10 protein-coding genes are annotated in these 12,175 nt (G+C 59.1%); 1 reads left to right on the forward strand and 9 read right to left on the reverse strand.

Annotation, left to right across the window (positions count from 1 at the left end; translation table 11 throughout):
- Positions 1–1,710: 1,710 nt before the first annotated feature.
- The 6 genes from CNE_RS38265 to CNE_RS38290 form a co-directional block, all read right to left on the reverse strand.
- The gene (locus CNE_RS38265; RefSeq protein WP_013954423.1) at positions 1,711–2,694 is read right to left on the reverse strand and encodes a Bug family tripartite tricarboxylate transporter substrate binding protein; all 984 of its coding nucleotides are present in this window, start codon (positions 2,692–2,694) and stop codon (positions 1,711–1,713) included.
- Positions 2,695–3,230: 536 nt separating this feature from the next.
- A complete protein-coding gene (locus CNE_RS38275; protein ID WP_013954425.1) occupies positions 3,231–3,611 on the reverse strand; it encodes a RidA family protein in 381 nt (126 codons plus the stop codon).
- Positions 3,608–5,068: an NAD(P)/FAD-dependent oxidoreductase gene (locus CNE_RS38280; RefSeq protein ID WP_013954426.1), complete on the reverse strand. Its 1,461-nt coding sequence runs from the start codon at positions 5,066–5,068 to the stop codon at positions 3,608–3,610. The genes CNE_RS38275 and CNE_RS38280 overlap by 4 nt, the downstream gene beginning before the upstream one ends.
- Positions 5,065–5,376: a (2Fe-2S)-binding protein gene (locus tag CNE_RS40590; protein WP_013954427.1), complete on the reverse strand. Its 312-nt coding sequence runs from the start codon at positions 5,374–5,376 to the stop codon at positions 5,065–5,067. Before CNE_RS40590 ends, CNE_RS38280 begins: the two co-directional genes overlap by 4 nt.
- The gene (locus tag CNE_RS38285; protein WP_013954428.1) at positions 5,360–6,475 is read right to left on the reverse strand and encodes an NAD(P)/FAD-dependent oxidoreductase; all 1,116 of its coding nucleotides are present in this window, start codon (positions 6,473–6,475) and stop codon (positions 5,360–5,362) included. The genes CNE_RS40590 and CNE_RS38285 overlap by 17 nt, the downstream gene beginning before the upstream one ends.
- Positions 6,476–6,588: 113 nt before the next feature.
- Positions 6,589–7,647, reverse strand: a complete 1,059-nt coding sequence (locus CNE_RS38290; RefSeq protein WP_013954429.1) for a tripartite tricarboxylate transporter substrate binding protein — start codon at positions 7,645–7,647, stop codon at positions 6,589–6,591.
- A gap of 247 nt (positions 7,648–7,894) precedes the next feature.
- On the opposite strand from CNE_RS38290, the gene CNE_RS40595 reads away from it, so the two are divergent.
- Complete coding sequence (locus tag CNE_RS40595; RefSeq protein ID WP_238553247.1) at positions 7,895–8,800, forward strand: LysR family transcriptional regulator; 906 nt, start codon at positions 7,895–7,897, stop codon at positions 8,798–8,800.
- Positions 8,801–8,849: 49 nt separating this feature from the next.
- Here CNE_RS40595 and CNE_RS38295 read toward each other — a convergent pair whose 3' ends face one another.
- The 3 genes from CNE_RS38295 to CNE_RS38305 form a co-directional block, all read right to left on the reverse strand.
- Complete coding sequence (locus tag CNE_RS38295) at positions 8,850–9,221, reverse strand: cupin domain-containing protein (protein WP_238553248.1); 372 nt, start codon at positions 9,219–9,221, stop codon at positions 8,850–8,852.
- Positions 9,222–9,364: 143 nt separating this feature from the next.
- Positions 9,365–10,978, reverse strand: coding sequence for an amidase (locus CNE_RS38300; protein ID WP_013954431.1), 1,614 nt, complete (start codon positions 10,976–10,978; stop codon positions 9,365–9,367).
- An 83-nt stretch (positions 10,979–11,061) separates the two neighbouring features.
- Positions 11,062–11,976, reverse strand: coding sequence for a Bug family tripartite tricarboxylate transporter substrate binding protein (locus CNE_RS38305; protein WP_238553249.1), 915 nt, complete (start codon positions 11,974–11,976; stop codon positions 11,062–11,064).
- Positions 11,977–12,175 lie beyond the last annotated feature (199 nt).

Consider the following 12,175-nt stretch of genomic DNA (forward strand, 5'->3'; position numbering starts at 1 on the left):
TCGGCAAGCGGCCGACCACGTGCTGTTTCGCGTGCGCACACATGTGCATTCCGGGTTGAATAATAAACTGAATACACTTGGTGTCAAGGAAAAGTCGTTTCGTGCCGACATAGGGAAAACCCGCACCACAGTGGGTGTGATGTGGGCAGGTTCCGGCGGCCAAGGAATAACGCGATGGAGCGAATTCCCGACCGGCACAAGCGTGGAGGGCAGGTTGGCTTGCGGCCTGAGGGGATTGCGACATGCCGGAGCCCAAAATAGGAGTACTGCCGAACATCCAACAACAGCGGTGTGCCAGCGGTGCTTGATCTTGGCCAACCCTGATCTGGTGCGGTCCTGAACCACGACGACAGCGCAGCCATGGCAGCCATTGACGTTGCGGACGCGTCGGCCTTGCTGAGTGAGCGGCGGTGTGCTTTCGGCGCCGAGGTGGACCGGTTTACTGAGGCCATTGCGGATCGAACTGGAATACCGCCTCAAATTGCTCCGCGAGGACTGCCAGGTGCCTGTTGGTGGTCGAGCGGCCTGCGGCCTACGTGGCGATGTCAATCGCGGGACCGCCGCGGTTCTCTGCTGTTGTTGGGACTTGCGTGCCGAGCAGGACTTGTCCAACCGGCGTACGGCGTTACTAATTGGGATCATCGTCTATTTGCTAGCCTAGCCGACGCAACCTTGCGCTACCGTGCCGAAAACCAATGAGCGGTCATCCCCGAACTGCTGCTGGATCGCCGCATTCGGACCCCCTATAGCGAATTTCGGTCACTTATAGACCACTTCCAGAAGCAAAAAGCCGCGATTCCTTGTGGGATCGCGGCTTTTCAAATTGGCGTGGGGGATCCCCTCGGGAGCAGATCAGTAGTCGCGGTCAGGGTTCCGGCTTTTGCTCGCTCGAGCCACCATCTCAGCTGTTTCCAACTGGTTTTGTACCTGACGGTTTGAGTGTGTGAAGCTGTACTCTTTGCAGTACGTGATCTTCAGCGCGTTGCCCGCCAGGCTACCTTAAAACAGCAGCCCCGCGCGCCTCGAAGCTCAGCAATCCAGGTACCGAATCGGGGATTCAGACCATGGTCGGCAGGCTTGGTCCTCAGTGCGCATCGAAAGTGCACGGCAGTCCAGCTAATTCCGGATTTCTAGTCCAGCAAAAGCGCTCGTAGTCCAGCTAATTCCGGTTTCCTACAGGAGGTGTGAGGAACCCGAATTCTCCGGACTGCGCTTTCCGAATAATCAATCACTTAACAGCTAATTCCATCGCCGCTCGGCCCTCTAAGAACCGGAAATAGCCGGACTGCAGTGAAAACATGCGCGAATTAGCTGGACTGCTCCGCAGGCGCCCTTTTGCGCACATTCATCCTGTTGCGATGGCCATAGCTAGCGAGAAGACCTCTGCCCTAGCAAGAGCACCAGAGGCAACCATATAAAAAAGGCGTCCCTTGCCATCGTAAGGCAGGGACGCGAAATCCCAGATGGGCCATCACTGCCCTTGGGCTGGAGACACTCTGTTATCCGAGCAGAACCGCGTGTCCGGTTTGCGTACGCTGGCGCATTCTGGATGATGCCTTGTCCGATCAACCAGCGGTGCAGCCAGAAGCCATCGCGGCCGGCCTCGTAGCAACTGCGCACCGCCTTCCCCTGGGGCCCAGACATTTCGACGCGCCCCCTTCTGGGCACGGTGCCCGTGCCGGGCCGACGCGTATCCCGCCGGGCCAGATCTCAATCGGGCTTCAGATTCTGCTCAACGACCAGCTTGCGTAGGGCCTTATATTCAGCATCGATCTGGACGGCGAACTGCTGCGGTGTATTGCCGATCGTGACCGACCCGGTCTCCTCAATGCGCTTGGCGAAATCGGGTGAGGCGATGACCCGGGCCACGGCGCTGCTCAGCTTAGCTACCACGTCTTGCGGTAGCCCCTTAGGCCCGACCAGCCCGTAGAAGGCCATACGATTAACCTGCCTCAAGCCCAATTCATCAAAGGTCGGAACGTTCGGCAGCGCCGCGACGCGCTTGGGTGCTGCAACCGCGATTGGCACCAGCTTGCCATCACGAATGAACGGCAGGATCGAAGGAATGTTGTCGTAGATCACCTGAGTTTGGCCGGCGACGGTATCGCTGATAGCCGGCCCGGAACCACGGTATGGCACGTGGGTAATCTCCAGGTGTGCCGCACTCTTTAGCATCTCCATCATCAGATGGCCTTGACCGCCGACGCCAGCGCTAGCATGGCTGTACTTGCCGGGATGCTTCTTCACCTCGGCCACGAAGGTCTGGAAGCTCCGCGCCGGGAACGACGCTGTCACCGCCACGACATTCGGGGTGGCCGCCACATTGCTAATCGGTGTGAAATCCGTCAGGGGGTTGTAGGGTACTTTGGGATTGATAGCCGGATTCGCCGCCACGGTCGATGCCGTTGCCATGCCTAGCGTGTAGCCGTCCGGCGCGGCGCGCACCACCTCGTTGGCACCAATGACGCCGCCCCCGCCAGAGCGGTTGTCCACCACTACAGTCTGCTTCAACTCAGTGCTCAGCTTGTTGGCAAGCAGGCGGGCGATGATGTCGGTGGTGCCACCGGGCGCGAACGGGACCACGAGCCGGATCGGTCCACGGGTAGGATAAGGCTGTGCGGCCAGTACAGCATTCTGGCCGAAGAAAGCGAGCGTACCGGTAAGGACGCAAGTTAAAAGGGTTCGTCTGTTCACAATACCTTAACAGTTGACTTATCGAGATCGGTTCGAATCGCGACCGGCAAAGGCGGGCCGCAGATGTTCAGGCTTAAGGCTGCGATGTTCCTTGCCACGCACCACGGCCTTCCCCAGCTTTGATAAGTCATCGGGGCGGTTTGATCGCTAGCAATGCGAATACAAGGACCGCCCATGGCGAGAAGCGGGAATTAGCTCGCTCACGACGGAAGTGATATCGACGTAGGGGGCATAAATCAATCCTCCGCATCTAGGCAAGTCCAGCGGTCTGGCGCGTCAGCTTCGGCCGCTGCTAGCAACAGCGTCTCGCCGCATTGCAGGCAGCGATACGCGAAGGCATTTTCGCCGCTTGCGGTGCGCAGCGTCGCCGACTTCATCAACTTCGGATGCGGGGGGAAATGGCCAGGACGGTCCCGTTGCGACAGGCAAAGGGCACACAGAGACATCCTTTTTCCTCCAGCACGAATTCTGCTTATCTACTCAAGAAACTGGTCGGCCTCGAGGAGATCGCCCATCGTTGATGCTGCCGGTTGTCGTTAGGCCTCGGCAGCGACTACGGTCATTTCGACTCGCAAACCTTCCGTAGCTAGTGCGGCCTCGACCGTAGTCCGCGCCGGTGCTTCCGCTTGCTTTCCCGCAAGCCATGCCTCCCAAGCTTCGTTCATTCCCACAAAATCGGCCATGTCGCGCAGATAGATCGTGACGGCGATCAATCGCGTACGATCACTGCCAACTTCACTAAGCAAGGCGTCAACTCGAGATAACACTTCGGCCGTTTGCGTACCAATGTCTCCCGTCGCGACGGGGCTACCCCTTGCGGTCTGCCCACACAGGTATATCAGTCCGCCATGGCGCACGATCTTGCTGAGCCGGGCGTTGGTATGGTGTCGCTGGATGTGTGTCACGGCGCTCGTCATTGTTTCGATGTGGAATCTACAGGTTTGGTGGGCTGGGCTAACGCGGCCACGGAGCCAAGACTGACTGGTTTGAGCGGAGCACGAATGCGGTAGGCGCCTACCTCAACTGGCGTGCGATTCAACGCCTTGGCCAAGACCTGGGTCACAGTGATGCCGCACATGCGGCCCTGGCACGGTCCCATGCCACATCGGCTGAAGAACTTTGTCTGGTTCGGACCTTCGCATCCGAGACGCGCCATCTCCCGCACGTTACCGGCCGTGACCTCTTCGCACCGGCACACCACCGTTTCATCGGCGCAATCAGTCAACCATTCTGGTGGCCGATAAAGAGCGTCGAGGAAAGGTCGAATGGGCCTTTGGCTCGCGAGGCGGGCGCGCCACGGCCCCGCCAGGTGCTCGGCTCGGGTCATGTCGAATTTGCCCAGCGCGGCTGCAGCGCCGATCGCGGCGATGGCGCCGCTTGCCTCGGCGGCCAATGCGCCGGCAATCGCCGCGCCATCGCCGGCCATGCGGAAGCCTGGCAACGAGGTCTGTCCCCAGTCATCCAGAACGGGTTGCCATGCAAGCTGCTCGTCGCTCCAGTCGTGTTTCACCCGCAATAGTCGGCTGATCTGCGTGTTTGGGACCACGCCGTGGTGCAAGAGCACAGTATCCGCGGCTATACGGCAAGTCGCACTGCCCACAGTGAACGATACGGCTTGTACACGCTCATCGCCTTCGATGCGGACACCAGTGCACTGCTTCCAGACTGGAATGCGAGCACGGCGCAGGTTCCACAACATGCGCAATCCCTTACCCAGCATCTTCGGCGCTCCAAGTGCGCCCACAAGATGGGGCAATGCCCGGGTGCGGTTGGAGGCGGGCGTGGTATCCACGATCCCGGCGATCTTTGCTCCGGCCTGCAGCAACTGGCACGCTACGAGCAGAAGCAGCGGGCCGCCGCCGACAAGCATGACATTTCCGTCAGGCACCTGCGCCGACGTTTTAAGGGCGATTTGCGCTGCTCCTGCGTTCAGCACTCCCGGCAAGGTCCAGCCCGGCATAGGCGAAGGCCGCTCCATTGCGCCGGTCGCCACCAACAGCTGAGGTGCACGAACATGGAAAGATCGACCGGACTGCTGGGCGTACACCGTCAGATCGTTCTCCACATCCCAGACGAGCGTGTTGTGATGTACCTCGACACCAGACGCAGCGAAGCGCTGCGCGAGTTTGGTGCCATGACGGTAGTCCGGCCCCAGTAGCTCAGCAACCGCGGCCGGTGCAGCGGTAACGTTCCGGTAAATTTGGCCACCAGGACGTCGCTGCTCATCGAGCAACACGGTTCGGAGGCCGTAAGCGGACGCCGTGGCGGCCGCTGTCATACCGGCCGGGCCTGCGCCAATGATGACGAGGTCATGGGTAAAGCCACCACCCACATTCGCGCCCGCGGTGTGATCAACGTTGCGAGGTGCTTTCATGTTTGGGCTCCCACGCGTCGCGAACCCGAAGGGAGTCGCACACGCATGCCTTCGCGAACCTCGACCATGCAGGACTGGACGTTTTGCGATCCATCGACTTCGACCAGGCAGTCGAAACACACCCCCATCAGACAAAGCGGAGCCCGGGGAGCGCCTGACACAGCTGTGTGGCGAAATGGACTAATCCCTGCCCCCAGCAGCGCCATCGCGAGAGATTGGCCAACAGTCACGCTGATCTCGCGCCCGTCCACGTTGATGAGGACGGTCTGCGGCTGATCTGCACGGGGAAGACTAATTTGCTTGAACATGAAAACGTTTCGCTTTGAAATCCAGGAGATCCGCCGGCTCAATGCCGGTACGCATCCAGTCGACCAAAGGGCCGGCGTGAGCAGGGGCGAGCGTGATGCCGCTGTGGCACGTCACGACGAATGCGCCGGGACACTCTGTCGAGGCGTCGTAGATCGGATAGCCGTCGGGGCTCATCACTCGCAGCGCGCCCCATGTGCGCACGAGGTTGACATCTGCCAGCATCGGAAAGCAACGCACCGCGCGCGCCGCAATGCGCGCGAGTTCAGGGAGGGTAGTGCCGTCATCCATGCCGACGTCTTCCTTTGAGTCACCGATCTGCACAGTGCCCTCACCAGTCTGCCGGACGAAGTGGCACGGGTAGCGAAGAAACGGCTCAACGCGTTCAGTCACTAGGATCTGGCCCCGTATCGGTCGTACAGGCGCCGCCAAGCCTACCTGCGGGGCTAACTCGCCATTTCCTAAGCCAGCGGCCAATACGACGCGCCCCGAAGTAAAAGTCTCAGCTCCGACTGTCACGCGAAACTCACCGAGTTTGTGCTCGATCTTGTCGACGCTGACGTTGGAAACGAGCTGCCCGCCCCGCGCCTTGAAGCCATGTACTAAAGCCCGCAGGGTTCGTAGTGGGCTAACATGGCCGTCCAGCTCGCAGTAGATTGCCCCCACAACCTCAGGGCCGATCTGCGGAGTCAACTTGCGCAGACCAGAGGCGTCCAGCACTTCGTAGGGATAGGTGATGCCTAGATCCTTTGCCAGCGCATTCAGCTTTTCGCTGGACGCGGTCAGGGTCTTTTCGTCGAAGCTCATGCTCAGCCCGCCGGGCTGATGGAGTTCGACATCAACACCGGTTAGCTCTGCCAACTCGGTGGCCAAAGACGGCCACATGCGAGCCGCCAACATGGTCCAACGTGCATACGCTGGGCGGCCGAGTCCCTTGTTCTGGACCCAGACCAAGCCAAAATTGCCGCGCGAAGCCCTGAAGGCGTCGTCGCTTCCATCAAGCACACAGACCGAGTCGCCGGCCCTCGCGAAGCCGTAGGCGACGGACATGCCCACCACGCCTCCACCGATCACCAGGGTATCAATATGGCGACTCGTCATTTCTTTGTTTCCCAGCCGAGGAATGTCATGAGTGCTATCAACCTGCAAGATTGACGCTCGCGAAGTTTTGCCGCTCGTCACAGCGGCCTCGAAACAATGCACGCCCACTCTCATCACTCCGGCTTAATGTCGCGTTCACGAACGATCTTGGCGAACTTCTCTGCCTCACCGCGGATGAACTTCGCTACTTCGGCTGGATCTTTTGAAGATTGGGGTTCGATGCCAAGTTTGATCAGCTTTTCTCGAAACGTCGGCGTCGCAATGATGTCGCGTATCGCAGTATTGAGCTTGGCGACGATCTCCGTCGGGGTTCCCGCAGGAGCCTGGATTGACTCCCAAGCAACCAGTTCGAAGCCGGGAACGCCGGACTCGGATATCGTCGGGATGTCAGGGACGGCAGCGACTCGGTTCTTGCTTGAGACGGCGATCGCTCGCAGCTTTCCTTCCCTTACCAAGCTAATAGACGAGGCTACTGTTGGCATCATCATCGTGACCTGACCGCTCATTACGTCGACCAACGCTGGGCCCGAACCTTTGTATGGCACATGAACCATGCTAGTTCCTGTCAGGGACAAGAGAAGTTCAGACGCCAGATGTCCTGCACTGCCGGGACCGTAACTAGCATATGGCAGCTTGCCGGGCTGAGCCTTCGCCAGCGACACCAGGTCCTGCACAGATTTCACCGGCACCGTATTGGGCGTCACCAGCCATAAGGGGATGACACCGAGCAGTGCCACGGGAGCGAAGTCTTTGTAGATGTTGTAGTTGAGCTTTTGTAGCGCAGGGTTGATGGCAAATGAGGAGGAGACGGAGAGGAGGGTATATCCGTCCGCCGCCTGGCTGCGTACATACTGTGTCGCAATGATCGAATTAGCTCCTGCCTTATTCTCGACCACGACTTGCTGGCCTAGCTTCACGCTGAGTGCGGCGGCTAGTAACCTTGCTGTGGCATCGGAAGATCCACCTGGAGGAAATCCGACGACCAGTTTGATAGGACGAGTAGGATAGGAGTGGGGCTCCGCATTGACGCAAGTCGCTCCGAGTACTGCGCTTACAGTGAAGCCAGCTACGGCAAGTGAGCGAGCCAATCGAAGTACGCGCTTGCTGCGTAGTTCTGCGACCACAGAAAAAGGCCACGTCCAGGAACGCTCGGCAGGCAGTGTTCGTCTCATTTGTTCAATCCTCATTGGTACAGGGGGCGCCGCGCCGCTACACGGGAAGTTTGTAACCCCGATCGGTCCCGACGTTCGATCACTTTTCGGACGTTGTTATGTTCAAATGTTATCTGCGGCCCTCGCTGCCTTACCAGCCCCTCACCTCAGAGGTTGGGGCGTTTGGTGGCGAGCACGTTGATATTAGGCCTACACCTTCTGTACAACAAATCAAAACAAGCAGGCTTCTTATGCATGGATGTTATGTATGAAACCAAAGCTGAACCTTAGGCAGATTGAGTCGTTCTACGCGGTGATGCGTACAGGCACGGTTGTTGGGGCAGCCCAACTAATGAACGTTACGCAGCCAGCCGTTAGCAGAGCTATAGGGTTATTGGAAATCCGAGTCGGTTATAAGCTCTTCGAGCGTCGAGGGCGCAAGCTGGTGGCCACCCCAGAAGGCGATGCACTTTACCGAGAGGTTGAGCCGGTCTACGGCAGTCTGGATCGCATCGCCCTGGTGGCAGAGGACATTCGGCACCAGCGAGCGGGTGCGCTCCGTATTGCGACCCTACCATCTGTCTCGCAGTCGCTTCTGCCAAGAGCAATAGCGCGGTTTCTATCAACTCGACCGAAGGTGTCCGTGTATGTGCAAAGCCTGCCATCACGGCAGATTGCGGACTTAGTTGCTACGCGGCAGTTCGATATCGGACTCATCGAGTTGCCGTTGTCGCGCCCCGCTATTTCCATCGAACCGTTGGAGCCGACCCCAGCTATGGCCGTAATTCCGGTTGGTCACCGTCTTGCGGCTAAGCGACACGTTTCGATCAGGGATTTGGCTGGTGAGCGGATGATCCTGCTTTCGCAACATAGCTTCTTACGCCACCAAATTGACGATGCGTTCTCGAAGTATGGTGTATCTGCTGATGCGATGCTTGAGACGCCTCATTCGTTGGTCGCATGTGGACTAGTTGCCGCGGGCGCAGGCATAACACTGGTCTCTAGATGGGCTGCGGAGGCCTTTTCGACAGCTGACGTGGTGGTACGGCCAGTAAGGGATGAATTGACCTCGCGATCAGCGATTATTTTTCCCTACCCAGGCGCTCGTCTGTTATTGGCAGAGGCCTTCGCAAAGGATCTAAGGGAAGAAATCCGGACGTCGAAGCGACGATAGCACCTTGCCCTTTGCGAGCGCCAATATCTCCGCACGAAAGGCGAAAATATCAGTTTCCGAATGGGGTCGTCAGGTCCGTCTCGTTCGTGTCAACCACGAACACCGCCAAGAGCTTGGCCGGTTTCGTCTCGCTGCCATTGGCGCTGACCTTATGGCGATCGCCCGGCAGTTCGGAGAAGTTCTGTCCAGTCTTGTAGGTCGTTACCGGCCCGTCGTTGACCTGGCTACGAATCTCCCCTTCAAGCACGGTCGCGTAGATGAAGGCAGATTTCGCATGCGTGTGACCAGGCGAGTCGACCCAGTCCCCCTCAACACACTGCATGCTTGCAATCGCTGATGCTACCGCACTGTTACGCCACCTTGCGGAGGACGCACGGCGGCATCGCGGATTGCTGTCCTCGCGCTCTTTGGCTCGCTTCACTTCACGGTTTTCCGGGGTGCCGCGCTGCAGCCGATAAGCTTGTCCATACGGCGCTTGGTGATGTGAACATTCCTCCTATGTTGACGAACGGGTCGTGCAAACGGATGTCTCAGGCTTGCCTCCTTTTCAAAGGGACACGTATATCAATGCTTCCTTTCGCTTCGGCGGATCCGCTCAAAAGCAGCTCCGATCTTCAGAATCTTTGCATCGTCTCCTGCCTTGCCGAGAAATGACACGCCTACCGGAATGTTGCTGGCTGATCTACCACCGTTTACGGTGATCTCCGAGAAACCGGTGGCTGAGGCGATCTTCGCAGCGGCGTAAGCGTATGACTTGCAGACAAAGGTCGGGTCGGTCTTGCCAGGTACGACCGGAGCGCTGCAACCAATCGTCGGAAAGAAGAGAGCGTCATAGCGCCCCTGGGCCATCAGTTCCACCAGTTCCCGCCTCAACGACGGAATGACAACACTCAACATCCGTATGTACGCAGGCGAATTGGTCGCCCCCGTCTCCAGGTTCTCAACCAAACCTTTGTATCGGCCGGGGTTGATCGTTCGGGTACCCTTGTCCGTGTAACCGTCGAGCCGGCGCATGAACTCCCGCAGATCCCGCGGCTGGCCACCCGGCAGGCCGGCTAAGTACGCCTCAAATTGAGGCCGGAACTCGGCAGCACCGATGGGGCCAAGAAGGGCGGGCTGCAGCGTTTCATACACTTGAGGCAAACGGACATGGACGATGCGTGCCCCTGCCTTCTCCATTGCCGCCACGGAGCGCCGCTTAATGTCGTCGACCTCGTGGTTCGCGCCGTCGAAGTTGTCAACTACCGCGATGGTCTTGCCGGCGAGACTTTCAATGCCCAATCCCGTCGTCAGCGATTCTTGCGGGCGCGCCACGTCTTCGGTTGCAGCATCGCTCTTATCCTGGCCCTGAATGACATCGAGAACAATGGCCTGGTCCTCAACGGTCCGCGTGATGGCGCCAGCAACATCGGCGGTTAGCGACATCGGTATGATTCCCGAGCGGCTGACCAGCCCGAGAGTCGTCCGCATGCCTACAGTGCCGGTAACGCTGGCCGGGGAACGAATGGAGCCCGTGGTATCGGTGCCCAGAGCAAAAGGCGCAAACTTGGCCGCTACAGCGGCTGCCGAGCCGCTGCTGGAGCCGTCTGCTGTCCGCAAGGGATTGAACGGATTGAGCGTCTGTCCACCCACTGAGCTGTAACCGTACCACCCGTAGGATGCTGCCAACTCCGACATATTGGTCTTGCCAAGCAAGATGGCACCCTGATCCAGGAGCTTCTGCACGACGAAGGCATTGGTAGCCGGTATCGAGCCATTGAGTGCGAGCGAGCCGCCAGTGTTGGGCATTCCCGCTACGTCAAAATTGTCCTTCGCAAGGAACGGTATGCCGGCCAGTGGCGCGTTACGCTGGTTCGCGCCATGTTGGGCCCGCCGGGCATCCCACGCAGTCGCCTGTTCCATAGCCTTTTCGTTAATGGCCAGCACCGCATGGATGCCGTCGGCAGGACGGTCGTAGGTCTCGATCTGCTTCAAGTAGGCGCCGACCAGTTCAGCAGAAGTAATTGCGCCGCTGTCCAGTGCCGATCGCAATTCGGCAAGGCCCATATCCAGGATCTTATCGGCCGGCATGCCTGCGCCGGCCCATGAAGGTGCTGCGATCAAGGCCGCAATCAGGATCGTTCGGGCGCGCTGATAAGGCTTACGGTGAGCGGAATGATTAGATAGCTGGGGATGCATGGCTAGTGGTCCATTACGATAATGTGAAGCGCTGCGGGGCAGTCGTAGTGACTCCCGGTAGCATCGCCTTCGCGGATTCCTTGCTAGTCGACCGTGGCGCCGGATGTTTTGATGACTGGCGCCCACTTTGCCCGCTCTTCGCGCAGCAGCCTGCCGAGCGACTCGGGGTTGCCTCCGAAGGAGCCGGCCGTCCGCTCCACGCCCATGGCTGCGAGTTGCTGCGCCACCGCTGGCCGCACTAGCGCCTTGTTGACCTCCGCATTGATCCGGCTAACGACTGTGCTGGGAATCCCCGCCGGTCCAACCAGACCGAACACCACACTTGCCTCTATATCCTTGTAGCCTACCTCGGCCATGGTCGGCACGTCCTTGAGCACCGGCACGCGCTTGTCCGCCGTTACTGCAAGGGCCCGCACCTTGCCACCTTGGATCATCGGAAGTGCTACCGGGATCGATGCGAAGAACAGGTCAACCTGACCGCCTATCAGGTCCGTCATCGCTTGGGCCGCACCGCGGTAGGGGATGTGCTGCATATTGATTCCGGCCTTGCGCTTCCACATCTCTCCAACCAAATGAGCCAGAGTGCCGTTGCCCGAGGAGGCAAAGGAAAGCGAAGCCTTCTTACCCGCGGCCACCAGTGTGCCGACATTGGCATGGGGACCACTGGCGGAGACGATCAACACCAGGGGGACCTTGGCAATTAGCGCGATGGGCAGCATATCCTTCTCGATATCGAAGGGAATGCGTCGGTATAGGAACTGGTTTACCACCATATTGCTTGACTCACCCATCGCCAACGTATACCCGTCGCGCGGCGCCTTGAATGTCTGGTCGAAGCCGATATTGCCGCCGGCGCCCGGAAGGTTCTCCGGCACGAACGCCCAATTGACGGATTCCGTCAAGGCGTTGGCCGTCAAACGCGCCATTCCGTCGGTTCCTCCGCCTGGCGGCGCGGGAATGATGAGCCTGATCGGCTTGGCCGGGAAGGTCTCAGCCAAGACGGATCCCGTCGCCAACACAGCGGTCGCTAAAACTGCTGCGGACAGTAAAGCCCGCCGGCTCAATTTGGAGTGAATTGCCATTAAGTTCATGATTTAGGCCTCGATACCTAGTACAGAAACACAGCCCTCTATCTATTAAGCATTGAGGTCTGCAGAGCCTTCTTCCTACGGGAGTAAAGCCGCAGGAGAAGCAACA

This window comes from Cupriavidus necator N-1 (assembly GCF_000219215.1).
In the GTDB taxonomy this organism is placed as follows: domain Bacteria; phylum Pseudomonadota; class Gammaproteobacteria; order Burkholderiales; family Burkholderiaceae; genus Cupriavidus; species Cupriavidus necator.

Excerpts from the sequence above, each read along its gene's own strand:
- CNE_RS40595 (WP_238553247.1), top strand. The coding sequence starts at position 7,895 with ATGAAACCAAAGCTGAACCTTAGGCAGATTGAGTCGTTCTACGCGGTG.
- CNE_RS38300 (WP_013954431.1), bottom strand. The coding sequence starts at position 10,978 with ATGCATCCCCAGCTATCTAATCATTCCGCTCACCGTAAGCCTTATCAG.
- CNE_RS38280 (WP_013954426.1), bottom strand. The coding sequence starts at position 5,068 with ATGAAAGCACCTCGCAACGTTGATCACACCGCGGGCGCGAATGTGGGT.
- CNE_RS40590 (WP_013954427.1), bottom strand. The coding sequence starts at position 5,376 with ATGTTCAAGCAAATTAGTCTTCCCCGTGCAGATCAGCCGCAGACCGTC.
- CNE_RS38285 (WP_013954428.1), bottom strand. The coding sequence starts at position 6,475 with ATGACGAGTCGCCATATTGATACCCTGGTGATCGGTGGAGGCGTGGTG.
- CNE_RS38290 (WP_013954429.1), bottom strand. The coding sequence starts at position 7,647 with ATGAGACGAACACTGCCTGCCGAGCGTTCCTGGACGTGGCCTTTTTCT.
- CNE_RS38275 (WP_013954425.1), bottom strand. The coding sequence starts at position 3,611 with ATGACGAGCGCCGTGACACACATCCAGCGACACCATACCAACGCCCGG.